Source organism: Streptococcus sp. 1004_SSPC, from assembly GCF_001069025.1.
In the GTDB taxonomy this organism is placed as follows: domain Bacteria; phylum Bacillota; class Bacilli; order Lactobacillales; family Streptococcaceae; genus Streptococcus; species Streptococcus vestibularis.
Map to the genome: position 1 here is coordinate 1 of NZ_JWGQ01000074.1, position 24,419 is coordinate 24,419.

Genomic DNA, 24,419 nt, shown 5'->3' on the forward strand with positions numbered 1-24,419 from the left:
GTTCTTATGGGACTTTTTGTGTACACTTAAAAAGCTCTATAATCTCTACAGTGGTTTTACCCAATACAGAAATTATAGAGCCAAAATATCTGAGAGTCTTCTTTATTTGCATTTAGTTGACTAAACTTAGGTTTTATAGAGAACAATCTTAATAAAGCAAGTCGAGTTTTCGGAATTTTCCTAAAATCCTAGTAATAGTAAGGGATTTGTGATAAAATAAACGAGTAAATAAATAAAAGAAGAGGTATGTGAAATGTCACGTAAACCATTTATCGCTGGTAACTGGAAAATGAACAAAAATCCAGAAGAAGCAAAAGCATTCGTTGAAGCTGTAGCATCAAAACTTCCTTCATCAGATCTTGTTGAAGCTGGTATCGCAGCTCCTGCAGTTGACTTGACAACTGTTCTTGCTGCTGCTAAAGGTTCAAACCTTAAAGTTGCTGCACAAAACACTTACTTTGAAAATGCAGGTGCTTTCACTGGTGAAACTAGCCCACAAGTTTTGAAAGAAATCGGTACTGACTATGTTGTTATCGGTCACTCAGAACGTCGTGACTACTTCCACGAAACTGATGAAGACATCAACAAAAAAGCTAAAGCAATCTTTGCTAACGGTATGCTTCCAATCATCTGTTGTGGTGAATCTCTTGAAACTTACGAAGCTGGTAAAGCGGCAGAATTCGTAGGTGCTCAAGTTTCAGCTGCTTTGGCTGGATTGACTGCGGAGCAAGTAGCTTCATCAGTTATTGCGTACGAACCAATCTGGGCTATCGGTACTGGTAAATCAGCTTCACAAGACGATGCACAAAAAATGTGTAAAGTTGTGCGTGATGTTGTAGCAGCTGACTTCGGTCAAGAAGTTGCTGACAAAGTACGTGTTCAATACGGTGGATCAGTTAAACCTGAAAACGTTGCTGAGTACATGGCTTGTCCAGACGTTGACGGAGCTCTTGTTGGTGGTGCATCACTTGAAGCTGAAAGCTTCTTGGCATTGCTTGACTTCGTTAAATAATGAATAAAAAGTTCGAGAACTGTTCTCGGCTTTTTTGTTTGTAAACATGTGTCTAAAAAACTAAACCTAATAAGATAAATATGTGGTTTATATAAATAGAGTTTTGAAATGTTTTGTGGTTTTGATGACATGCCAAGATGTACACTTTTTTACCATAGGCTATATACTTTCTGAGATTGTTCTTTTAGCCTAAAATTTGATAAAATAGAAGGTAACAAAATAAAAAAGGAAGTATCATGTCAAAAGGGTTATTAATCTCAATCGAAGGGCCAGATGGTGCTGGAAAGACTACAGTTTTGGAGGCGCTTTTACCTCGTCTTAGAGAAGCCTATCCAGCCAAAGTCGTGACGACACGTGAACCAGGTGGAGTCGCTATTGCAGAGCAAATTCGTGAGGTTATTTTGGATGTAAATAATACGGCTATGGATGCTAAGACAGAGCTCTTGCTCTATATTGCGGCTCGCCGTCAACATTTGGTTGAGAGGGTTTTGCCAGAGCTTGAAGAAGGCAATATGGTCATCATGGATCGTTTTATTGATTCATCAGTTGCGTATCAAGGGACTGGTCGTGGCTTGAATCAGGATGAGATTGCCTGGTTAAATGCCTATGCGACTGATGGGTATAAACCTGATGTGACCCTATTGTTTGATGTGGATTCTGAAACTGGTTTGGCCCGTATTGCAGCTAACGGCGAACGCGAAGTCAATCGGTTGGATTTAGAGAAGCTTGACCTACATCAGCGTGTACGTCAAGGTTATTTAGATTTAGCACAGGCTGAACCAGAACGTATCAAAATAATCGATGCCTCACAGGCTTTTGAGGATGTTGTAGAGGAAGCTTGGAAAGTAATTAAAGGCTATTTATAAGGAGCAAGATGAAGTTAGCTGAGAGTCAAAGCAAACTATTTGAAGAGTTTTCACAAATTATCAGAGAAAATCGTTTGAGTCATGCTTATTTGTTTTCGGGTGATTTTGGAAGTCTCGATATGGCTATTTGGCTAGCACAGAGTCGGTTTTGTGTGACTCCTGAGAATGGTCTACCTTGTGGTCACTGTCGTCCCTGTCGTTTGATTGCACAGGGGGACTTTTCTGATGTTAAAATAGTAGAGCCACAAGGACAGATTATTAAGACGGACACGATTCGCCAGTTGACTAGAGAGTTTAGTCAATCGAGTTTTGAGGGGCAGGCTCAGGTTTTTATCATTCGTGATGCAGATAAGATGCACGTCAATGCTGCTAATAGTCTATTAAAGTTTATTGAAGAACCTCAAAGTCAGATTTATATTTTTCTTTTGACAGCTGATGATAGTCGTATGTTACCTACGATTAAAAGCCGAACTCAACTCTTTTATTTTCCTAAGAATCGGGCTTATCTGGAAGAATTGCTTCAGAAGGAAGGTTTGTTGTTGACACAAGCCAAAGTGTTGGCAGATTTTGCTAAAGATGATGTTCAGGCTTTAGACTTAGCTAAAGATAATAAGGTTCTTGATCTGATTAATACAGTAGAGCGTTTCACACAGTCCCTGCTATCTAATCAGGACCTGCTTTATTTGGACGTTGCAAAACTGGCTGTCCAGTGTAGTGAAAAGTCGGAACAAGAGATAGTCTGGGCTTTTTTAACTTATCAATTGGGGAAGGATATACAAAATCCAGAAGCAAGACGATGGCTAGACTTAGTTTATGAGGCTCGAAAAATGTGGCTTGCTAATGTCAGCTTTCAAAATGCGATGGAGTATATGGTATTATCATGACAGAAGTCATTGGAATAAAATTTGAAGAAACTGGAGCAGTAGAATACGTTGTTCCTGATAAAAATTACGCCAAAGATGACTTTGTAGTCGTTTTGGAGAAAAAAGATAAGCGCCTAGCCCAGGTTGTCATGGAGAACACAGATTTTCCTGAGGTTAGTTTGCCTGCGGATTTGAATCGGGTTGAAGGATTGGCAGGAGAGAAAGATTTTGCTAGATATGATGAAAATCTTTTGAAGGCTGAAAAGAGTATGGGAGTAGTGGCTGATTTAATTGCTCAAAATCAGCTTGATATGAGGGTGGTGGATATTGTCTTTCCCCTAAATAGCTCATACGTGCGTATCAGTTTTGTGGCTGAAAAGCGGGTAGATTTTCGTCAGTTGCTCAAGGATTTGGCGACTTACTTTAAGACACGTATTGAGTTACGTCAGATTTCAAGTCGTGAGGAATCAAAAATCTATGGTGGCTTAGGACCTTGTGGTCGGGCACTTTGTTGTTCTAGTTTTTTGGGTGAATTCCCACCAGTATCGATTAAGATGGCTAAAAATCAGAGTTTATCTTTGAATTCTGGTAAGATGAATGGGGTCTGTGGTCGACTTATGTGTTGTCTCAGTTATGAAGATGACTTTTACCGAGATAGCAAGGCAAGTTATCCTGACTTGGGTGATGAAATTGAAACCAAGGATGGCACGGGTCAGGTCGTTGCCATTGATGTGATTGCAGGGACTATTAAGGTTGTATTTGAAAAAGGGCGTGCGCCCCTAACTTATGGAGTGGAGGAAGTTCAGCTAAATGGAAAAGCGTGAATTGTATGATAAATTCGAGGAATTATCACAAAATTTGATGTCGATGTTGGCAGAGGTAGAAGCAATTAAGGCGAACTTCTCAGGGATTCTCGATGAAAATACGGCTCTCAAGTTGGAGAATGACAAGTTACGTGAGCACTTGAGTCAAGTAGTTCAAGAGGAGACAGGGACTAAAATGTCTCATGGCAAGGTGAACCTCGAGGCTATTTATGATGATGGATTCCACATTTGCCCAGATTTTTATGGTCAACGTCGTGATAATAATGAAGCTTGTGGCTTCTGTGCAGAATTGTTGTACGGAGATTAAGTATGCAGGTTCAAAAGAGTTTTAAGGGGCAATCTAATTATGGTACCCTTTATTTGGTTCCCACACCTATTGGTAATTTGCAGGATATGACTTTTCGCAGTGTGCAAATCCTGAAAGAGGTGGATCTTATTTGTGCGGAGGACACGCGTAATACAGGTCTCTTGCTCAAACATTTTGAAATTGAAACCAAGCAGTATTCTTTTCATGAGCACAATGCTTATGAAAAAATTCCAGATTTACTGGAACGCTTGAAGTCAGGTCTTTCTTTGGCTCAGGTTTCTGATGCGGGTATGCCTTCCATTTCGGATCCTGGGCATGATTTGGTCAAAGCCGCCATTGCTGAGGATATTCCTGTGGCGGCCTTACCGGGAGCATCAGCTGGTATTACAGCCTTGATTGCTAGTGGTTTAGCACCGCAACCTCATATTTTTTATGGATTCCTGCCTCGTAAAAAGGGACAGCAGATTGATTTCTTCAAGGGAAAAGTATCTTATCCTGAGACACAGATCTTTTACGAGTCACCCTACCGTGTGGCGGATACCCTTGAAAATATGCATGAGGTCTATGGTAACCGTCAAGTAACTCTAGTTCGAGAATTGACCAAGCTTTATGAAGAGTATCAGCGAGGGTCAATTTCAGAAATTTTAGATTATATTGCTAGTAATCCTCTCAAGGGAGAATGTTTACTGATTGTGGCTGGAGCTTCTGAGAATGGTAGGAAAGAAAATCTAACATCAGATGTTACGCCAGTGAAGGCTGTTGAAGCTTTAATTGCTTCTGGTATGAAACCTAATCAGGCTATAAAAACCATTGCTAAAGAGCGAAAAATAAACAGACAAGAGCTTTATAACCTTTTCCATAGGGTTTAAGAGGCTCTTTTTTTGTGGCGACATAATATGTCAGAAAAGAAAGAATTATCAAAAAATTCCGTAAATACACTTGTTTGTCTCATATTTTTGTGTTATATTTTCTAACATAAAATATTTTGTGAATTGGAGTGGTTTTATGGATACAGGTAGCAGTGCCTTTATATTGATTTGTTCAGCCATGGTTTGTTTGATGACACCGGCCTTGGCCTTCTTCTATGGTGGTCTTGGGCGTCGAAAAAATGTCATTAATACTATGATGATGTCTGTTCTTCCCTTAGCTATAGCCTCTCTCTTGTGGATTGTTGCTGGCTACTCGCTTTCTTTTGGCGGTCATGGGAATTTCTTCGGTAATTTCAGTCACCTTTTTTTAAATGGTGTGTCTGAAACGATTTCAAGTCGTGGTCTAGCTATTCCTGATCTCTTATTTGCGGCTTTTCAGATGATGTTTTCCATTATCTGTGTGGCGATTTTGACAGGTTCAGTAGTAGAACGTATGCGCTTTACTCCTTTAACTATTTTCGTAGTCTTTTGGTTATTTTTGGTCTATTATCCTTTTGCACATATGGTATGGGACGAAGGGCTCCTTGCTAAATGGGGGACAATTGACTTCGCAGGTGGTGATGTGGTTCATATTACCTCGGGTGTATCGGCCTTGGTTCTGGCAATCGTTGTTGGTAAACGTCGTGATTTTGGCATTTTAGAACACCGTCCTCATAATGTTCCTTTTGTCCTATTGGGAGCGGGTCTCCTTTGGTTTGGCTGGTTTGGTTTCAATGCAGGCTCAGCCTTGGCTGCTAATGGCTTGGCAGTTCACGCGCTAGTAACCACACATGTTTCTGCAGCAGCTGCCATGTTTTCATGGTTGGCTCTTGAAAAATATGTGACAGGTCATCCATCTTTGGTCGGTGGTTCGACTGGTTTAGTAGCTGGGCTTGTTGCCATCACGCCTGGAGCCGGTTTCGTTTCCATCTGGAGTGCCATTCTAATTGGAGCTATGGTTAGTCCGGTTTGTTTCTATGCTATCTCTGTCTTAAAAAAACGCTTTGCCTATGATGATGCTTTGGATGCTTTTGGTTGCCACGGCGTTGGAGGTATCTTTGGTGGTTTGGCTACTGCGATTTTTACGACACCAGATTTAGCCCTAGATAAGGTCAATATTGGCTTGATTTATGGGAAGGCCCATCTGTTTATTGTGACCATTTTGGCTATTATCTTTACAGCTATTTGGTCTGCTCTTGTGACCTATGGTATTATTAAAGTAATTGCTCATTATATGCCTTTACGTGTCACTGACCGTGATGAAGCTATTGGTCTTGATGACTGTGAACACAAGGAAACAGCCTATCCAACCTTTATGGGCTTAGATTCGTAGGAGAATACAGATGAAAAAAGTAGAAGCGATTATTCGTTCGGATAAATTGGAAGATTTGAAAAATGCCTTGACTGGTAGTGGTTTAGCCAAGGGAATGACTGTAAGTCAAGTTCTGGGTTACGGTAATCAACGGGGCTTTGCAGAGTTTGTTCGTGGACAGCGCATTGTTCCTACCTTATTAGCTAAGGTCAAGGTTGAGATTGTAGTTAAGGATATGGCAGTTGACGAGGTTGTTGATGCCATTCGGAGCGCCGTAGCGACGGGAGAAGTTGGTGATGGGAAGATTTTTATTGTTCCTATTGATGATGTTATCCGTATTCGTACGGGTGAACGTGGTGGAGACGCCATTTAATATATGAAGGCTTAAACCGGTTGGTTTGGGTCTTTTTTAGTGAATTTTGATATACTTAGAGGAGTTAGTATGATTGAGGGGGTGACCGATTGGCGAAAGGAAAAAAGAAAACTAAGTCGAAAGCTAGACCTAAGAAAACTAAAAAGAAAAAGAAGTCTTTCTTGCTTTTTCCTAAATTTTTCCAAAAGTGGAGTCTGATTTTTATGGGTCTATTTGCCTTATTGGGCCTCCTAGCTAGTTTAAATTTTCCAAGGTTGACTATGGAAAAAAATATGACGCCTACAGATGAGACGACGGTTGCTTTTATTGCTGAGATTGGCGAGACATCGCGCTATTTGGCAGCTAGAAATGATCTTTATGCATCTGTCATGATAGCTCAGGCTATTCTAGAATCTGATTCTGGCCAATCAAGTTTGAGTCAGAAGCCATCTTACAATTTCTTTGGAATTAAAGGAGAATACAATGGTCAAAGTGTAACCCTACCGACCTGGGAGGATGATGGTAAGGGAAATCCTTACCATATTGATGCGGCCTTTCGTTCCTATGGTTCCGTGGAAAATTCTTTACAGGATTATGTGGACTTCCTTGAGGGAAGCTACTATGTAGGAGTGCACCGTTCCAAGACAAAGAGTTATAAAGATGCGACGGCAGCCCTAACAGGCGTTTATGCTACCGACATAACCTATGGGGATAAATTGAACAGCATCATAGAACAATATCAGTTAACTATTTACGACACATATTAGGATCAAGGAGAATAAGAAAAATATGAACCAGAACCAAGTGAAACTCATTGCAATTGACATGGACGGGACACTCTTAAATAGCCAAAAAGAGATACCTGAAGAGAACATCAAGGCTATTCAAGATGCGGCTGCGGCAGGTATTAAGATTGTCCTTTGTACGGGTCGCCCACGTTCAGGCATTGTTCCCCATTTTGAAAAATTGGGTCTTAGTGAAGAAGAGTACATTATCATGAACAATGGGTGTTCAACTTATGAAACTAAAAATTGGACCTTGCTTCAATCTGAAAGTTTATCTCGCTCTGAAATGGAAGCACTCTTGCAGGCTTGCGAAGACTTCCCAGGGGTGGCTCTAACCTTTACTGGTGAAAAAACTTACTATGTTGTGGGTAATGAGGTACCTGAGCTAGTAGCTTATGATGCTGGGACTGTTTTTACAGAAGCGAAAGCTAGGAGTTTGGAAAAAATCTTTGAGGAAGGGCAAGTGATTTTCCAAGCTATGTATATGGCTGATTCTGAATCTTTGGACGCCTTCCAAAATGCTGTGCAAGATAGACTTAATCAGAGCTATAGCACAGTTCGCAGTCAAGATTATATCTTTGAAATTATGCCACAAGGAGCAACCAAGGCCAGTGGACTGAAGCATTTAGCTGAAAAGTTGGGTATCAATCCCGAACAGATTATGGCTTTGGGAGATGCTGCTAATGACCTTGAAATGCTTCAATTCGTCGGTCAAAGCGTTGCCATGGGTAATGCGAGTGACGACATTAAGGCTTTGTGTAAGTATGTGACTTTGACAAATGACGAGGCAGGTGTGGCACACGCCATTCGTACTTGGGCTCTATAAGAAAAAGACCTTTAGCTTTATTGTTTGCTAAAGGTTTTTCGATTTCTGATAATGGCAATGAGAGTAGTAAGTGTGATAGTGACATCAGTGATGGCAGCTGGGTAAGCCTGAATGGTCAAATCGTAAATTAGCCAGAGTAACATATTCTCAATAATGACCCAGCGAAGCCACTGAAGGTTTGGTGTGGCAGCAATAGCTAGGCTATAGGAAACTGAAGAGATGATTGGCAAATAGCCAATAACCCCAAGTTGATTGAGATAAGATCCTACGATGATTTGAAGAATGATGAGGATGGTCAAGATAGTCTTGGTCATTTTCTTTTTGATCATCAAACGATTTCTAATGATGGAAATACTAATGGTTAAGGCACCGGTATAGCCACCCAATAAGAGGTTAGCAGTGGCAGTGAAAATATAGTCGGTAATTTGCCAGGCGAGCATCTTATTTTTTGATTTTGCAAAAGAAGATATGGCAACACAGAGGGCTCCAATGGCTGAGAATACTTGTGCTAGAAGGTAGATTATCATGATTCAACTTCCAATTTTTTCCTTTATTATATCACAAGAAAGAAGGATTTATTTCGATAATATCTATCCGTTATTTTGAGGTTACAAAAGATGAAGGAACAACTAAAAAAATCATCTCCCAACGGATGATGGTATTGCTACGCTAGGGTTCCATTTATGAAAATCTCCAAACACTGCTAGTAATGTTTTTCTGACTGGTTTTGCTTGAAATCTGGTGACAAGTATCAGATAAAAACGCAGCATACTCGAGACGGGCATTGATGGCTTTCTGATATGAGTATCTGATCTTTTTATTATTTTTGGGAAAAGTCTTGTTTATTCCTTAATAAATAGATACAATAGAAGAGTCGGTCTTACCGAAAATTTTATATAATGAGGACAAAAATGTGTCAGTAAATTGGCAGGATATTGCGTTTTCTTTCCTCGGTGGTTTGGGACTTTTCCTATTTAGTATTAAGTATATGGGTGATGGTCTTCAACAAGCGGCCGGAGATAAACTACGCTTTTACATCGATAAGTACACCAGTAACCCATTTTTAGGTGTTCTGATTGGCATTGTCATGACGGCCTTGATTCAGTCGAGTTCAGGGGTAACCGTTATTGTCGTAGGTCTGGTTTCGGCAGGGCTCTTGAGTCTTCGTCAGGCTATTGGTATTGTCATGGGGGCGAATATCGGGACAACCGTAACCTCCTTCATGATTGGTTTCAAGCTTGGTGATTATGCTCTTCCAGTGATTTTCCTAGGGGCAGCGTTTCTCTTCTTTACGAGTAATAAGAAGCTCAATAACCTAGGACGTATCTTGTTTGGTGTTGGGGGGATTTTCTTTGCCCTTAACCTGATGGGAGATGCGGTAGAACCTTTGAAGTCAGTAACAGCCTTTAAAGATTACCTGGCAACTTTAGGTGACCGCCCAATTATGGGAGTTATCATTGGTTCTGGTTTGACCATGTTGATTCAGTCTTCGGCAGCTACCATTGGTATTCTTCAGAGCCTTTATTCAGGTGGTTTGCTTGACCTACAAGGGGCTCTTCCAATCCTCTTTGGGGACAATATCGGAACAACTATTACAGCGGTTCTTGCGGCTCTTGGTTCCAACATTGCGGCCAAACGTGTGGCAGGGGCTCACGTACTGTTCAACGTTATTGGAACGGTCTTGTGTTTGGTTCTTCTGGTACCATTCACAGCTCTGATTCAATGGTTTAAGTCTATGCTTGGTTTGACACCAGAGATGACTATTGCCTTTGCCCATGGTACCTTCAATATTGCAAATACTATCGTGCAATTCCCATTCATTGGGCTTCTTGCTTATCTTGTAACTAAGATTATTCCTGGTGAGGATGAAGTTAACAAGTACGAAGCGCTTTACTTGGATCGTTTGCTTATCACACAAGCGCCAGCCATTGCCCTTGGTAATGCTAAGAAAGAGTTGGTTCACTTAGCGTCATATGCCATTCAATCTTTGGAGGCTTCATACGCTTTCTTTGATAAAGGTGATGAGAAATACTTTGACAAGGTTGAGAAGTATGAAACAGCTGTTAATAGTATTGACGAAGAGTTGACAACCTACTTGATTGACATCTCTAATGAATCTCTAAGCGTTTCTGAAAATGAAGTGTTGGCAAGTGTGCTTGACTCTGTTCGTGACTTGGAGCGTATTGGTGATCTGGCAGTTGCAAGCGCCAACCTTTCACAACATATTCATAATAAGGGGATTGAATTCTCTGAGACTGCTAAGACCGAGCTTGGGGATGTTTATAACCGTACGCACCGTATTGTTCTCGATAGTATTCGTGTTGTTGTGGATGATGACAAGGTGCTTGCAGGTCAAGTCATCCTTCGTCATGAAGAATTGGAAAAACTTGAAAAACAATTGCGTAAAACACATACCAAACGTCTTAACAATGGTGAATGTACTGCGCAAGCAGGTATCAACTATGTTGATTACCTCTCACATTACACACGTATCGCAGACCATGCGATTAACCTTGTTGAAAAGGTTACAGAAGGTGTGATTTAATAGAGAAAGTCGAGAAAATTTCTCGGCTTTTTTGATATAATGAAAGCGTATTAAGAATATAGAAAAATGATGAGAGGTGGTCCTATGACCTATTATATTTCAGCCAAACGTTTTTACTTTGAGAATAAAATCAAGGAAGGGGGTTACCTAGCGGTTGTGGATGGTCGTTTCGGTGACTGGTCGGAAAAGGTACCAGAAGGTGCAGAAGTACTGGATTACAGTGATTATCAGATTGCTCCGGGTCTTGTAGATACTCATATTCATGGATTTGCGGGTTATGATGTCATGGATAATTCTGAGGAAAGTCTTCTTGGCATGAGTCAAGCCTTGCTTTCAGCAGGTGTGACTTCTTTCTTACCGACAGCATTGACAGCACCATTTGAAGAGTTAAAAGCTATCTGTCAGACAACAGCAGAGACGGCTGGTAAGGAGCCTGGTGCTAAAATTCAGGGACTCTTCTTTGAAGGACCTTATTTCACTGAGACCTATAAGGGAGCGCAAAATCCTAAATATATGGGCAATCCAAGTATAGAACAGTTGCAAGCCTGGCAAGAGGCGGCTCAAGGCAAATTAATCAAGCTGGCCTTGGCTCCTGAACGTGAGGGAGTAGTTGAATTTATCAAAGAAGCGACTGGGCAAGGTGTGACAATCGCTCTAGGTCATTCCAATGCTACTTACGAGGAAGCTGTAGCGGCTGTGGAAGCTGGGGCATCTGTTTGGGTTCACGTCTACAACGGTATGCGTGGGTTTACGCATCGTGAACCTGGAATGGTTGGAGCAGCCTTCGATAGTCCAGAAACGATTGGTGAGTTGATTGCAGATGGTCATCATGTGGTTCCTGCAGCTTGTAAGGTTCTTATCAAGCAAAAGACTCCTCAAGGAGTTGCCCTTATTACAGACTGTATGTCAGCGGGAGGTTGTCCAGATGGCGACTATATGTTAGGCGAACTTCCTGTTATTGTTGAAAATGGGACTGCCCGCCTCAAAGAAGGTGGTAACCTGGCTGGTTCTATCCTACAACTTAAAGATGGTGTCAAGCACGTCGTTGATTGGGGACTTGTGACGGTTGCTCAAGCTTTACAAATGGCGAGTCATGTTCCAGCTAAATCTGTTGGTCTTGAAAATACTTGTGGAAGTCTAAAAGCAGGTCTACCAGCTGATTTTATCGTCTTAGATGACTCCTTGGACTTGCAAGCAACCTATATTGATGGACGAAAAGGTTGGGAAAAATAAGAGTATAAGTAGCACTTTCTTATGAAGGTGCTGTTTTTAATTGATTTTTACAAAGGTGTCAGAGTAGTGTAAAATAGAAATACTTTATATTTTATAGGAGGTAATATGTCAAAACGTATTTGGAGCATTGCCCTGGCCTACGTCGGTGTAATGATTGGTGCAGGGGTATCTTCAGGGCAGGACCTCTTACAGTATTTTGTTAGTTTTGGAGCCTGGGGACTGATAGGTGTTATAGTTCTAGGAATTTTGCATGTTGGCTTTGGGCGACTCATGATTGCTCTGGGAAGTTATTACCGTTCAGATGATCATTCAGTAGTCCTGGCAGAAATCAGTCATCCTGTGATTTACCGTATTTTGGATATCGCTTTGATTATCACTTGTTTCCTGTTTGGTTTTGTGATGACAGCTGGTGCAGGGGCTAACCTAAACCAACAGTTCGGCTTTCCGATTTGGGTAGGTGCCTTCCTGTGTACAGCTCTGACTATCTTTGTGAGTTTCCTAGATTTCAAAAAAATCATCGGTGTTATTGGAGTTTTTACCCCTATGATTTTGGTTATGATTGCTATGATATTCGTGACCAATGTTCTAGGGCGTCACTGGGATTTTGCTGAGATGGATAAGGTGTCGCAAACCATTCAAGCACCCTTCTCAAGCGTTTGGATGTCTGTGGTTAACTATTTTGCCGTTTGTGTCATGTCAGCCATAGCCATGGCCTTTGTGATGGGAGGCTCTATTCTCAAAATTAATGAAGCTGAAAAGAGTGGAGCCTGGGGAGGATTTATGGTTGGTGTGATTTTCTTCGTCACGACCTTGATTCTCTTTGCTAACAGTGATAAAGTTGCTAGCTCAGATGTTCCTATGTTGGCCATTGCCAAGGAAGTGAACCCTATCTTTGCGACACTCTACGCCTTAGTGATTTTTGGCTTGATTTTCAATACCGTCTTTAGTCTCTACTATGCCCTTGGGAAACGCTTCTCAGCGGGTAGTGATAAACGATTCAAGTTCTTTGTGGCTGCATTTGCCCTTGCTGGTTTTGCTATTTCCTTCATGGGCTTCCGTCAATTGGTAGCGGTTATGTATCCTATTATCGGTTATTTGGGAATGCTGATGTTGGTTGTGCTAGTTGTAGCTAGCTACCGCAAAAAAGCCAAAATTCGTAAGGAAAAGGAAATTCGAAATCATCTCTTGTCTATCGTCGAGAAAGCTTATGATCCCAATCAAGACTTAACCCATCAGGACAAGAAAAAGGCCCAAGAACTTAGAGAAGCCTCAATTCTTGATAATGATATTCTCCATGAAGACTCCCATGCGCATGTTCGTCAGGAAATGGGAATCAGTGAGAAGGATTAGAATTTTATTTTACAAGTTTCTCTATTTCTGCTATAATACTGACAAGAAAGAAGGGCTTATGGCGTTTTTCTAGCGAGCTTGGGATAGTGAAAGCCAAGTAGAGCAAAGTAAGCAAGTGGCGCTTTCTCTCAGCAAAGAGCTGAAGACAAACAGATAAAATGAAGTAATAAATTAGGGTGGAACCGCGTTTCTGACGCCCCTAGTCGCAAGGCTTGGGTGTTGAAATTCGGTTCTTTTTGAATTCGTCTAATACCTAAGTAGAAAGGAGTACAATGCTTAAAGGATCTTGTTTATGTAAAGCAGTGACTTACACTCTAGATGAGGAATTATCTGAATTAGTTTTTTGCCACTGTTCATTCTGTCGGAAAGCAACTGCATCTGCCTATACAGTTAATGCTAAAGTTAGCAGTAAAAATCTAGTATTGCATGGAAAAGAAAAGCTTGTTACGTATAGTTCTTCTCCAGGAAAACAGCGTTATTACTGCCAGAACTGTCATAGTCAAATTTTCACTGTTCAAGAAAATATACCAGAAGTCTGTGCTTTGAAATTAGGTACAATAGATGAATGCGATCAGAATTTACAAACTGTTCCCAAACGTCATATTTTTCAGGATCCAGCTTTTTCTTGGTTGCTTGATAAATAAATCTAAAAAGATAATATAAATTAAAGGAGTAAATAATGTCTAAAAAACTAACTTTCCAGGAAATTATCCTTACTTTGCAACAATACTGGAATGACCAGGGTTGTATGCTCATGCAGGCTTATGATAATGAAAAGGGTGCAGGAACCATGAGTCCTTACACCTTCCTTCGTGCCATTGGGCCTGAACCATGGAATGCGGCTTATGTAGAGCCATCACGTCGTCCAGCTGATGGACGTTACGGGGAAAACCCAAATCGTCTCTATCAACACCACCAATTCCAAGTGGTTATGAAACCATCACCATCAAATATCCAAGAACTCTACCTTGAGTCATTGGAAAAATTGGGGATCAATCCTTTGGAACACGATATCCGTTTCGTTGAAGATAACTGGGAAAACCCATCAACTGGTTCAGCTGGTCTTGGTTGGGAAGTTTGGCTTGACGGTATGGAAATCACTCAGTTCACCTACTTCCAACAAGTTGGTGGATTGGCAACTGGTCCGGTAACTTCTGAGGTCACTTACGGTTTGGAACGTTTGGCTTCTTACATCCAAGAAGTAGATTCTGTTTACGATATTGAGTGGGCTCCAGGCGTTAAATACGGAGAAATCTTCCTTCAACCAGAATATGAGCACTCAAAATACAGCTTTGAAGTCTCAGACCAAGATATGCTTCTTGAAAACTTTGAAAAATTTGAAAAAGAAGCAGGACGTGCTTTGGAATTGGGTCTTGTTCACCCAGCCTACGACTACGTATTGAAATGTTCACATACTTTTAACTTGCTAGATGCTCGTGGTGCTGTTTCTGTCACAGAACGTGCCGGTTATATTGCCCGCATCCGTAACTTGGCCCGTGTTGTAGCCAAGACCTTCGTTGCAGAACGTAAGAAACTTGGTTACCCACTTCTTGACGAAGCCACACGCGCAAAACTCCTAGCAGAAGAGGAAGAATAAACAGAGCGTATTAAAAAGGATTGGCTAATAGAGTAATCCTACAGAACCAGTTGCCGCAGTGATAAAGGTATCGTTAGAGAAACTAACGATACCAGGCAAAATTGGAGACATAGGCTCCAATTTTAGCAATGAAACGACGCAGTCGGTTGCTTGCGTGACAATCACATAAGGCAAACTGGAAAAAAATATTTTTCGGAGAAAAAACATGACAAAAAACTTATTAGTAGAACTTGGACTTGAAGAATTGCCAGCCTACGTTGTCACACCAAGTGAAAAACAACTCGGGGAGAAAATGGCAGCCTTCTTGGATAACAATCGTCTTTCATACGAAAGCATTCAAACTTTCTCAACACCGCGCCGTTTGGCAGTCCGTGTCATTGGATTGGCTGATCAACAATCTGATTTGACAGAAGATTTTAAAGGACCTTCTAAGAAAATCGCCTTGGATGCAGAAGGTAACTTCTCAAAAGCGGCACAAGGATTTGTCCGTGGAAAAGGCTTGACCGTTGATGATATCGAATTCCGTGAAGTTAAAGGTGAAGAATATGTCTACGTGACGAAACATGAAGCTGGAAAACCTGCCAAAGAAGTCTTGGCTGGCGTTCCAGAAGTGCTTTCTTCATTGACTTTCCCTGTTAGCATGCACTGGGCTAACAACACCTTTGAATACATCCGCCCTGTTCATACTTTGGTTGTCCTTTTGGGCGACGAAGCGCTTAACCTTGATTTCTTGGATATCAAGTCAGGTCGTGTGAGCCGTGGTCACCGTTTCCTTGGGCACGAAGTGGAAATCACCAATGCAGATTCTTATGAGGAAGACCTTCGTACCGTGTACGTGATTGCGGATAGCAAAGAACGTGAAAACATGATTCGTGAGCAAATCAAAGCCATCGAATCAGAACAAGGTGTTCAAGTCCAAATCGAAGAAGGACTTTTGAATGAAGTCTTGAACTTGGTCGAATACCCAACAGCATTTATGGGAAGTTTCGACACTAAGTATTTGGACGTTCCAGAAGAAGTCTTGGTGACATCAATGGAAACGCACCAACGTTACTTTGTTGTACGTGACCTTGACGGTAAGCTTAAACCAAACTTCATCTCAGTCCGTAATGGTAACGCTGAGCATTTGGAAAATGTTATCCGAGGAAATGAAAAAGTATTGGTGGCCCGTCTTGAAGATGGTGAATTCTTCTGGCGTGAAGACCAAAAACTCAAGATTGAAGATCTCGTTGCTAAATTGGCTAACGTGACTTTCCATGAAAAAATCGGTTCTCTCTCAGAACACATGGCCCGTGCTGGTGTCATTGCGGCTTCCTTGGCTGAGCAAGCTGGTTTGACTGCTGAAGAAAGGGCAGCCGTAGCGCGTGCAGCTGAAATCTACAAATTTGACCTCTTGACTGGTATGGTCGGAGAGTTCGATGAATTGCAAGGAATCATGGGTGAAAAATACGCCCTCCTTGCTGGTGAGGATGCTGCGGTTGCGACAGCTATCCGTGAGCACTACCTTCCTGATTCAGCAGACGGAGCTCTTCCAGAGACTAAGGTTGGTGCCATCCTTGCGCTTGCAGATAAATTGGATACCCTCCTTTCCTTCTTCTCAGTTGGCTTGATTCCATCAGGTTCTAATGACCCTTATGCGCTTCGTCGTGCAACGCAAGGGATTGTTCGTATCTTGGATGCTTTTGGTTGGCACATCCCTATGGATGAGTTGATCGACAGCCTTTACGCCCTTTCATTTGATAGTCTTTCTTATGACAATCAAGCAGAAGTTATCAACTTCATCAAGGCACGTGTGGACAAGATGATGGGACGTACATCAAAAGATATCAAAGAAGCCGTTCTTGCTGGTTCAAACTTCGTGGTTGCGGATATGCTTGAAGTAGCTGACGCCCTCTCAGCAGCTGCTAAGGCTGATGGTTACAAGGCAGCTGTTGAATCACTCTCACGTGCCTTCAACTTGGCAGAAAAAGCAGATGATTCAGTAGCAGTCGATGCCAGTCTCTTTGAAAATAATCAAGAAAAAGTCCTTTCTAAAGCAATTGAAGAGCTTGAATTGACTGGTTCAGCTAGTGACAAATTGGCTCAGCTCTTTGCTCTTAGCCCAGTCATCGATGCCTTCTTTGACAACACGATGGTAATGGCAGAGGATGAAGCTGTTAAAAATAACCGTTTGGCCCTTCTTTCGAGTCTTGTGGCTAAAGCCAAAGCTGTTGCAGCCTTTAACCAATTGAATACAAAATAGAGGTAAGAGGAATGGATTCTAAAAAAATTGCTCGAATCAATGAGCTTGCAAAAAAGAAAAAAACAGAAGGTTTGACTCCAGAAGAAGCAGTGGAACAAGCAAAACTTCGTGAAGAATACATTGAGGGCTATCGTCGCTCAGTTCGTCACCATATCGAAGGAATTAAAGTGGTTGATGAAGAGGGTAACGATGTGACACCTGAAAAACTACGTCAAATACAACGTGAAAAAGGTTTGCATGGCCGTAGCCTTGATGATCCTGAATCATAATAACGATGTACAAGGGTTTGGAATTTTTCCAAGCCCTTGTTTCGAAGTATAAAATTCTGAATATTCTGTATAAAATTGACCAATTATTTCAAAAATGGTAAAATATAAGTTATGTTAAAAATGGCATGATTCAATGAGTCGTGCTAAATAGAATTGGAGTGAAAAAAATGTCGCAAAAGCAACATCATAAAGACGACGAAAACCAGACTGAGAATGGGATGGTGCGTGGTCTTCAAAACCGTCACGTCCAGCTGATTGCCATCGCTGGTACAATCGGTACAGGTCTCTTTCTTGGGGCGGGGCGTTCCCTATCCCTAACAGGACCTTCAATCATCTTAGTATATATACTAACTGGTATCTTCATGTATCTTATGATGCGAGCGATCGGTGAGATGCTCTATATGGATCCTGACCAGCACACCTTTATCAACTTTATTACCAAATACCTTGGTAAGGGCTGGGGATTCTTCTCGGGTTGGTCTTACTGGGTATCGCTGATATTCCTTGGGATGGCAGAAATTACGGCTGTATCGACCTATGTGCAATACTGGTTCCCGAGTTGGCCTGCCTGGCAGATTCAGATTGTCTTCTTGATTATCCTGAGTTCGGTTAACCTAATCGCAGTTAAGATTTTCGGGGAAGTTGAGTTTTGGTTTGGGATGATCAAGATTGTCACCATTCTTGCCTTGATAGCTACAGGGATATTTATGGTAGCAACTAACTTTGAAACGCCAGCTGGACATGCTAGTCTTACCAATATCACACAAGGATTTCAGATGTTTCCTAAAGGTTGGGTGAGCTTTGTCATGACCTTCCAAATGGTCTTCTTTGCCTACCAAGCCATCGAATTTGTAGGGATTACAACATCTGAGACAGCAAATCCACGTAAGGTGTTGCCAAAGGCAATCAAGGAGATTCCGATTCGTATTGTCATTTTCTATGTGGGTGCCCTCATTGCCCTCATGGCTATCTTCCCATGGCAAAAACTTCCAGTTAATGAATCACCCTTCGTAACGGTCTTCCAAATGGCTGGTATCAAGTGGGCAGCGGCTTTCATTAACTTTGTTGTTTTGACAGCAGCGGCTTCATCATTGAACTCAACGCTTTATTCTACAGGTCGTCACCTTTTCCAAATTGCTAAGGAGACACCAAATAGTAAAGTCATGAAAGCTTTGAAGCTAGATACTTTGTCACGTAATGGTATTCCTTCACGTGCTATCATTGTTTCAGCCATTGTAGTATGTGTTTCAGCCTTCATCAACGTCTTACCTGGTGTATCTGATGCCTTCGCTTTGATTACGGCATCATCATCAGGTGTCTACATTGCCATCTATATTTTGACCATGCTTGCTCATCTCAAGTACCGTAAGTCTCAAGAGTTTATGGCAGATGGCTTCCTTATGCCAGCCTATAAGATTCTTAATCCATTGACTATCCTTTTCTTCATCTTCGTCTTTGTTTGTCTCTTCTTGCAAAAGTCAACAGTTGTCGGAGCTATCGGAGCAACCATCTGGATTGTAGTGTTTAGTATCTACAGTAACTGGAAACACAGTAAATAAATCGATTTAGCTCACCTTATGGTGGGTTTTTTAGTTGCCAAAAAAAAGGACACAAGGTGTCCCAGTTATTAGTTATGCAATACTTTCTTGGCTTCCATGGTGAAAGAAACCGCTTATGAGGTCCTTACTACGATGGAAAATAGCGGGCTTGTGATCGTTGTGCGAACGGCCATTAACATCAAGTTTAGCCCATTCAAGAGCCTGGTGGGCATTTCGGTCTGAGACTGTAGATGTCCCAATATAGCTATAGATGCCTGCTTGAGCGAGAATAAAACCTTGCAGTTGACGAATATGTTCATCATTGAGGGCTTCGGAAAAATGAATCTTAACTGTCTTATAAGTTAAAGCTTGGACAGACTCGACGATAGGCGACTCTGCTAGGAGGTGCAAAAGTTCTTGATGCTTAGTAAAGTACTTATCATAGTTCATTGGAAGAATGATAGTATGGGCAATCCAATCTTCCAAGTTGGCTTTAGCTTTTTTACTGAGACCTCTTGCTGTGATACTGAGATCATCCATATTGAAAGGAAGCTGGTCGATGTGAGCAGTGTTTGAACCATATGCCTTTCTGAAAAGCGGTGTACTTGATAGAATATGTCCAGTGGGAGAAATAATAGCCAAGGCAGTTTCCTTGGTTTGGTAACCAAGCTCGTGGCATTCCATGCTAGCGTATGTGTCTTTAAATTCAATAATTGCTCTTGTCTTCATCGTGTAACTCTCTTTCTGTTAGTTTATAAACTAACAATAGTTTATCATGACTTATAATCTTGGTCAAGATTATACCTTCAAAAACAAAAAAATATTTTTGTAAGGGTTTGCAAAAAATATTTGAACTCTGATATTATATAACCATAGCAAAAGGATTGTTACTGGTCAGCAGGCAAAACCTAGATAAATACGAAAAACTAATGGGAGTAGTGTATACTCATCTCAATTGGTTCTTGGTATTTATTTAGGTTTTTTTCGTTGAAAAAGCCTCAAAGAAAATTAGGATCCTAGACAAGAAAGGAGACCTTATGGCTAAATATACTGAATTAGCTGAGGACATTCTCAAACACGTTAGTGGCAAGGAAAATGTTAATAGCTTGAAACACTGTGTGACACGTTTGCGCTTTGATTTGAAAGATGAATCTAAAGCAGATGATGACTACCTTAAGAACCGTGACGGAGTTGTTACTGTTGTTAAAGCAGGTGGACAATATCAGGTGGTGATTGGTAACCATGTGCCTGATGTTTATGCGGAGGTTCTCCAAGTTGGTGGTCTTCCAGCAGGTGGAAGTCTTGATCTTGATGAGGGGGATGCACAAAAGGGTAATCTCTTCGATCGCTTTGTATCCCTAGTCTCAAGTATTTTCCAACCTTTCCTTGGTCCATTGGCTGCGGCCGGGATTATCAAGGGTGTAGTTGCTATCATGGCAGCATGTGGTCTGTCAGCTGCAACAAGTCCTATTTATGTCATCTTGAATGCAGCAGGAGATGGTTTCTTCCAGTTCTTGCCAATCTTGATTGCATTAACATCTGCCCGTCGTTTCAAGGTTAATGAGTTTACAGCTATTGCGATTGCAGGAGCGCTTGTTTACCCTGATATTGCTACACTAGTGACTGCTCTTCAAAAGGCTGGTCAAGGACATGTTCTAGGAGTTATTCCTTTTGCACTTCCTGCAGGAGGTTACCTCTCAACTGTAATGCCTTCTATCTTGGCAATTTGGGTGGCTTCATACATTCAAAAATTCTTTACCAAGATTACTCCAGATGTGATTAAAGTCTTCGTAGTGCCTTTCTTTACATTACTCATTACCGTTCCATTAACATTCTTGGTGGTGGGACCAGTTGCCAATACTTTCTCTAATGGATTGACAAATCTTTTCCAAGCAATCATGAACTTTAATCCGATTGTCTTTGGTCTTGTACTTGGTGTTTTGTGGCAAGTCTTGGTTATGTTCGGAATGCACTGGGCACTTGTTCCCCTTGCTATCTTAGATGTGGCAACAAACGGAAGTTCTATTATTCTTTCAGCAGCTATTCTTCCATGTTTCACGCAAACAGGTGTGTTGGGAGCTATCATGCTTAAAACGAAAGAAGAAAAAGTCCGTACCATCTCTATGCCAGCCTTCATTTCATCTATTTTTGGGGTTACAGAACCTGCTATCTATGGGGTAACTCTTCCAATGAAAACGCCATTCTATATTTCAGGTGGTGTTTCAGGACTTATGGGGGCTGTCATGATGGCCCTAGATATTAAGGCGTATTCAATAGGTGGTCTGGGTGTCTTTGTCTTCCCAAGCCTTATTGGGCCTGACGGTAACCTTTCTAAAGTTATCTTTGCCATTATTATTGCCATTGTGGGTGGTGTTCTTGCCTTCCTCATCCAACTCTTTGTACGAGTACCAAATCTATACGGTGGTGGATCAGCTAAGGGTGAAGAAAAAGCTGAAAAAGCTGAAGAAGCTGCACCTGCTCCTAAAGAAATTCAACAAGAAATCATTGCTAGCCCACTTATTGGGAATATTGTCCCACTTGACCAAGTTCCTGACCAAGTCTTTGCCTCAGGAGCTATGGGTAAGGGGATTGCTATTGATCCTACCGATGGTGTAGTTGTTGCACCAGCTAAGGCAACGGTTAATTTAGTCTTCCCTACTGGCCATGCTATTGGTTTGACAACTGAAAATGGTGCAGAGCTTCTCATCCATATTGGTATGGATACTGTTTCTCTTGCTGGAAAAGGGTTCAAGACCTATGTGGAAGCAGGGGATGTCGTAGAAGCGGGTCAAAAACTTATAGAATTTGACCTAGCAACTATTCGAGATGCAAAATTACCAGTTATCACACCAGTCATTGTGACAAACACTGCTGACTTCGATGATGTCTTAACTACTAAAGAAGCCCGCGTTAACACTGGTGATTATCTCTTTACTGCTGTCAAATAAAAATAAATCCGAGGATCAGCTTCTCGAATTTATTTGAATTTGTAGTCTTTAACGACTTCTACTGAATTAACTATTACATTTTCTTTTGGTTTGCTATTGTTATCAACTTCAAGGTTAGCAATAGTATCAACGACATCCATGCCTTTGATAACTTGTCCAAAGACAGTATATTTCGTATCACCAGCAGGGTAGCCTCCTTTTTTGTAGGCGTCAATGATAGGTTTTGGATAGCCTGCGTTTCCTAGTTGCTTACTTTGGTCATCCTTGTTTTGAACGATGAAGAATTGGCTGCTGTTTGAATCTTTAGCACCGGTATTAGCCATAGCAAGTGCGCCACGGATGTTGTAGAGGAATGGTGTAGGTTCAACAGCGAAACCTTTCTTCCAGATAGATTCTCCACCGGTACCATCTCCCTTAGGATCACCACTTTGAATCATGAAGTCCTTGATCACACGGTGGAAGGTAAGACCATCGTAGTATTTATCCTTGGTGTGCTTCAAGAAGTTTTCAGAAGCCTTAGGAGCAAGCGTAGGGAAGAGTTTAACAGTGATATCACCTTTTGAAGTATGGAGGATAACTTCAGCTTCGTCCTTGTCGACCTTGTCTGTCAACTGTGGAAAAGCCTCTTTTCCAGATTTTTGAGCTTTTTCTAATTGTTTAGTGAATATCTTACTATCCACGTAAGCATCTCCACGAACAGCACGTGAAATGTTCTCACGGTAGATAAATCCTAGTACAGCGAGAACAAGTACAATAATTAATGGAATGTACTTTTTAATGTTTTTCATATAAACTCCTTTGGTGCATTATACCTACTATTGTAGCAGAAAAAAACCTTTTGGGAAATGGTTAACAGAGGTCTTTAGATATGGTAGAATGGGATTATCAACAAGAAAATGAACAATGGGATTAGATATAGGAAAAAGGTTGCCTCAGGCTAAAAGGTGAGGTCTGACTTTTGAAAGGACGCATGCTACTTACTCTTATCAGAGATAGCTGTCTAAATCCTAACTATAGAAAACTTCGCCAAGTCGAAGGGACCTCTTGTTTGGATTTCTTGAAAAAAGGAGATTTTTATGTCAACTAAAGCAGAATGGGCTGAACTCTTTGAGTCGGTACATGGGCGTAAGCCTAGCCCCCAAGAATTTTTGGACGCTAAAGCAGCTGACTTTGATACTAGCACTTTGATTGCTCAAGTAGCATCTGTGCAAGAAGCAGCTAATGAACCTGTCGCTGAAGAAGTGCCAGCAGAACAAGCAAGCAGTGAATCACCATTTGGAGATGCAGCCTTCTCAGAAGCACCTGCTCAACAACCGACACCACAATTTGATTCAAGCATGTTTGAAAAAGCATCTATCCCTACAGCTAAAGGATTTGGAACTGTACCTAATCCCGTAGATAGCTCAGCGGATAAACTTCTCTTCAACCTTATCTTGCCAATCGTTACGATTACTCTTGCAGTAATCTTTGCCATCTTGGCATGGATTGTCAGTCCTGCTTGGCTCTTCATTATTTTGACAGTGCTTGTAGCTGCTGTAGCAGTGGTTTCACTTATCTTCAGCCTTAAATCAAGCAAGAAATTGCTCTCGATCATCGCAACAGGTGTTGCTGGTCTTATGCTCTTTGTGTCTATCGGTGGTTTTATTTTTCAAATGTCTCAAAACTCTAGTGATAGTACAAGCTCAAGCAAGGCATCAAAAGTTGCTGATAAAGATGATGACAGCGATTCAAAATCTGACTCAAAAGGTGACAGCACTGACGTCAACGATTATATTGACAAAAATGCTAAATTTGACTGGAATGAATCTAAGTTCAAAAAGTTGAAAGCAGGTAAAGACTCTGTTAAATCAATCATTAAGACATACGGCAAGGCGTCAAGTGCCGAGATGTCAGGTGACGAGTTGAAGTTGACATACTCTGGTAAAGACTATGTCGAAAGTGTCTACCTAAACTTTAAGAAACAATATGATGGTACTTTTATCTTGTCATATGCTTCAGGTAGCTTCCCTCAAGATAAGGTAGAAGTTGACAACTCTTACAAGTCTGACTGGACGAAAGAGCAGTACGAGGCACTTGCTGAAGGAGACTATAGTGACCCATCTAATGGTACGAAACTAAAGGATGTCATTAAAGATCACCCTAAAGCTTCAAACGCTGATTACACTATCTCAACATCTCGTGAAGGTGAGTTCAAGAAAGAAATGACTCTCTCTTATAGTGACTTTGATGCAGAAGAAGGAAAACTTAAGAGCGTTTACTTGTCATTTGATACCAAAGAAGGTGAAGATACCTTCTACCTAGCTTATAAATCAGGTTTGGGAGATGACTAAATAAGGAACAGGAGGGGAAAACTTCCTGTTTTTTCGTGATAAAAGGAGAAAGTTATTGAAATTTTGCACCTACTTTTACATGGTAGTCTTACTCGCTATCTTTACAGACAGAAGTTAATGTCGTAGTATAAAAGTTTATGTAAATATAGACTTAAAAAAAGTATGGTTTAATTATTGTAATTTCTTATAGCCTTTATAGATTTTGTAAGCTTAGTTTCGGAATCAAGAAGGATTAGTTGCTTAACTATAAATATAAAACATACTAAGATTAGTAGTGAAGAAATCTCCGACGGGAGAGAGTACTCACTACTT

Annotated in this window: 23 protein-coding genes; 20 read left to right on the forward strand and 3 right to left on the reverse strand. The window is 41.1% G+C overall.

All coding sequences use genetic code 11. The features are described 5' to 3' along the window. The first annotated feature begins 253 nt into the window (after nucleotides 1-253). From tpiA to ADF62_RS05740, 10 genes are all read left to right on the forward strand, one after another. A complete protein-coding gene (gene tpiA, locus ADF62_RS05695; RefSeq protein ID WP_003095461.1) occupies nucleotides 254-1,012 on the forward strand; it encodes a triose-phosphate isomerase in 759 nt (252 codons plus the stop codon). Between the two features lie 236 nt (nucleotides 1,013-1,248). After that, on the forward strand, nucleotides 1,249-1,878 hold the full coding sequence (gene tmk / locus ADF62_RS05700; protein WP_003095357.1) for a dTMP kinase: 630 nt from the start codon (nucleotides 1,249-1,251) through the stop codon (nucleotides 1,876-1,878). 8 nt (nucleotides 1,879-1,886) lie between these two features. Then, complete coding sequence (locus ADF62_RS05705) at nucleotides 1,887-2,762, forward strand: DNA polymerase III subunit delta' (RefSeq protein ID WP_048788296.1); 876 nt, start codon at nucleotides 1,887-1,889, stop codon at nucleotides 2,760-2,762. Then, nucleotides 2,759-3,565: a regulatory iron-sulfur-containing complex subunit RicT gene (gene ricT, locus ADF62_RS05710; RefSeq protein WP_003095374.1), complete on the forward strand. Its 807-nt coding sequence runs from the start codon at nucleotides 2,759-2,761 to the stop codon at nucleotides 3,563-3,565. The genes ADF62_RS05705 and ricT overlap by 4 nt, the downstream gene beginning before the upstream one ends. Continuing rightward, the gene (yabA, locus tag ADF62_RS05715) at nucleotides 3,552-3,872 is read left to right on the forward strand and encodes a DNA replication initiation control protein YabA (RefSeq protein ID WP_002887582.1); all 321 of its coding nucleotides are present in this window, start codon (nucleotides 3,552-3,554) and stop codon (nucleotides 3,870-3,872) included. The genes ricT and yabA overlap by 14 nt, the downstream gene beginning before the upstream one ends. A gap of 2 nt (nucleotides 3,873-3,874) precedes the next feature. Beyond that, nucleotides 3,875-4,741: a 16S rRNA (cytidine(1402)-2'-O)-methyltransferase gene (gene rsmI / locus ADF62_RS05720; RefSeq protein WP_003097725.1), complete on the forward strand. Its 867-nt coding sequence runs from the start codon at nucleotides 3,875-3,877 to the stop codon at nucleotides 4,739-4,741. 136 nt (nucleotides 4,742-4,877) lie between these two features. Continuing rightward, nucleotides 4,878-6,113, forward strand: coding sequence for an ammonium transporter (locus ADF62_RS05725; RefSeq protein ID WP_003095472.1), 1,236 nt, complete (start codon nucleotides 4,878-4,880; stop codon nucleotides 6,111-6,113). A gap of 10 nt (nucleotides 6,114-6,123) precedes the next feature. Beyond that, complete coding sequence (locus tag ADF62_RS05730) at nucleotides 6,124-6,465, forward strand: P-II family nitrogen regulator (protein ID WP_002886165.1); 342 nt, start codon at nucleotides 6,124-6,126, stop codon at nucleotides 6,463-6,465. A gap of 89 nt (nucleotides 6,466-6,554) precedes the next feature. Continuing rightward, nucleotides 6,555-7,211, forward strand: a complete 657-nt coding sequence (locus ADF62_RS05735; RefSeq protein ID WP_003095411.1) for a glycoside hydrolase family 73 protein — start codon at nucleotides 6,555-6,557, stop codon at nucleotides 7,209-7,211. A 22-nt stretch (nucleotides 7,212-7,233) separates the two neighbouring features. Then, nucleotides 7,234-8,055: a Cof-type HAD-IIB family hydrolase gene (locus ADF62_RS05740; protein WP_003095604.1), complete on the forward strand. Its 822-nt coding sequence runs from the start codon at nucleotides 7,234-7,236 to the stop codon at nucleotides 8,053-8,055. A 17-nt stretch (nucleotides 8,056-8,072) separates the two neighbouring features. Here the strand turns inward: ADF62_RS05740 and ADF62_RS05745 are convergent, their stop codons facing one another. Beyond that, the gene (locus tag ADF62_RS05745; RefSeq protein WP_003095613.1) at nucleotides 8,073-8,582 is read right to left on the reverse strand and encodes a YgjV family protein; all 510 of its coding nucleotides are present in this window, start codon (nucleotides 8,580-8,582) and stop codon (nucleotides 8,073-8,075) included. A gap of 386 nt (nucleotides 8,583-8,968) precedes the next feature. Between ADF62_RS05745 and ADF62_RS05750 the strand changes: the two genes are divergently transcribed. From ADF62_RS05750 to ADF62_RS05785, 8 genes are all read left to right on the forward strand, one after another. After that, nucleotides 8,969-10,600 carry a Na/Pi cotransporter family protein gene (locus tag ADF62_RS05750; protein WP_003095540.1) on the forward strand — a complete coding sequence of 544 codons (1,632 nt, stop codon included), beginning with the start codon at nucleotides 8,969-8,971 and terminating at the stop codon, nucleotides 10,598-10,600. 84 nt (nucleotides 10,601-10,684) lie between these two features. After that, the gene (gene nagA, locus ADF62_RS05755) at nucleotides 10,685-11,833 is read left to right on the forward strand and encodes an N-acetylglucosamine-6-phosphate deacetylase (RefSeq protein ID WP_048788301.1); all 1,149 of its coding nucleotides are present in this window, start codon (nucleotides 10,685-10,687) and stop codon (nucleotides 11,831-11,833) included. Between the two features lie 105 nt (nucleotides 11,834-11,938). Then, nucleotides 11,939-13,183: a membrane protein gene (locus ADF62_RS05760; protein ID WP_048788297.1), complete on the forward strand. Its 1,245-nt coding sequence runs from the start codon at nucleotides 11,939-11,941 to the stop codon at nucleotides 13,181-13,183. 272 nt (nucleotides 13,184-13,455) lie between these two features. Beyond that, on the forward strand, nucleotides 13,456-13,827 hold the full coding sequence (locus tag ADF62_RS05765; protein ID WP_003097717.1) for a GFA family protein: 372 nt from the start codon (nucleotides 13,456-13,458) through the stop codon (nucleotides 13,825-13,827). A gap of 35 nt (nucleotides 13,828-13,862) precedes the next feature. Beyond that, complete coding sequence (gene glyQ / locus ADF62_RS05770) at nucleotides 13,863-14,780, forward strand: glycine--tRNA ligase subunit alpha (protein ID WP_002886077.1); 918 nt, start codon at nucleotides 13,863-13,865, stop codon at nucleotides 14,778-14,780. Between the two features lie 205 nt (nucleotides 14,781-14,985). Further along, nucleotides 14,986-17,022, forward strand: a complete 2,037-nt coding sequence (gene glyS, locus ADF62_RS05775; protein WP_003095362.1) for a glycine--tRNA ligase subunit beta — start codon at nucleotides 14,986-14,988, stop codon at nucleotides 17,020-17,022. A gap of 11 nt (nucleotides 17,023-17,033) precedes the next feature. Next, the gene (locus ADF62_RS05780) at nucleotides 17,034-17,291 is read left to right on the forward strand and encodes a DUF896 family protein (protein WP_048788298.1); all 258 of its coding nucleotides are present in this window, start codon (nucleotides 17,034-17,036) and stop codon (nucleotides 17,289-17,291) included. 167 nt (nucleotides 17,292-17,458) lie between these two features. Beyond that, nucleotides 17,459-18,850, forward strand: a complete 1,392-nt coding sequence (locus ADF62_RS05785; RefSeq protein WP_003095398.1) for an amino acid permease — start codon at nucleotides 17,459-17,461, stop codon at nucleotides 18,848-18,850. Nucleotides 18,851-18,922: 72 nt separating this feature from the next. On the opposite strand, the gene ADF62_RS05790 is transcribed toward ADF62_RS05785, so the two are convergent. After that, nucleotides 18,923-19,558 (reverse strand): hypothetical protein, encoded by a 636-nt coding sequence (locus tag ADF62_RS05790; protein WP_003095665.1) that lies wholly within the window; start codon nucleotides 19,556-19,558, stop codon nucleotides 18,923-18,925. A 308-nt stretch (nucleotides 19,559-19,866) separates the two neighbouring features. Between ADF62_RS05790 and ADF62_RS05795 the strand changes: the two genes are divergently transcribed. After that, complete coding sequence (locus ADF62_RS05795) at nucleotides 19,867-21,777, forward strand: beta-glucoside-specific PTS transporter subunit IIABC (protein ID WP_048788299.1); 1,911 nt, start codon at nucleotides 19,867-19,869, stop codon at nucleotides 21,775-21,777. A gap of 29 nt (nucleotides 21,778-21,806) precedes the next feature. Here the strand turns inward: ADF62_RS05795 and ADF62_RS05800 are convergent, their stop codons facing one another. Beyond that, on the reverse strand, nucleotides 21,807-22,565 hold the full coding sequence (locus ADF62_RS05800) for a peptidylprolyl isomerase (protein ID WP_003095520.1): 759 nt from the start codon (nucleotides 22,563-22,565) through the stop codon (nucleotides 21,807-21,809). Nucleotides 22,566-22,853: 288 nt separating this feature from the next. On the opposite strand from ADF62_RS05800, the gene ADF62_RS05805 reads away from it, so the two are divergent. Then, on the forward strand, nucleotides 22,854-24,107 hold the full coding sequence (locus ADF62_RS05805; protein ID WP_048788300.1) for a hypothetical protein: 1,254 nt from the start codon (nucleotides 22,854-22,856) through the stop codon (nucleotides 24,105-24,107). Nucleotides 24,108-24,419 lie beyond the last annotated feature (312 nt).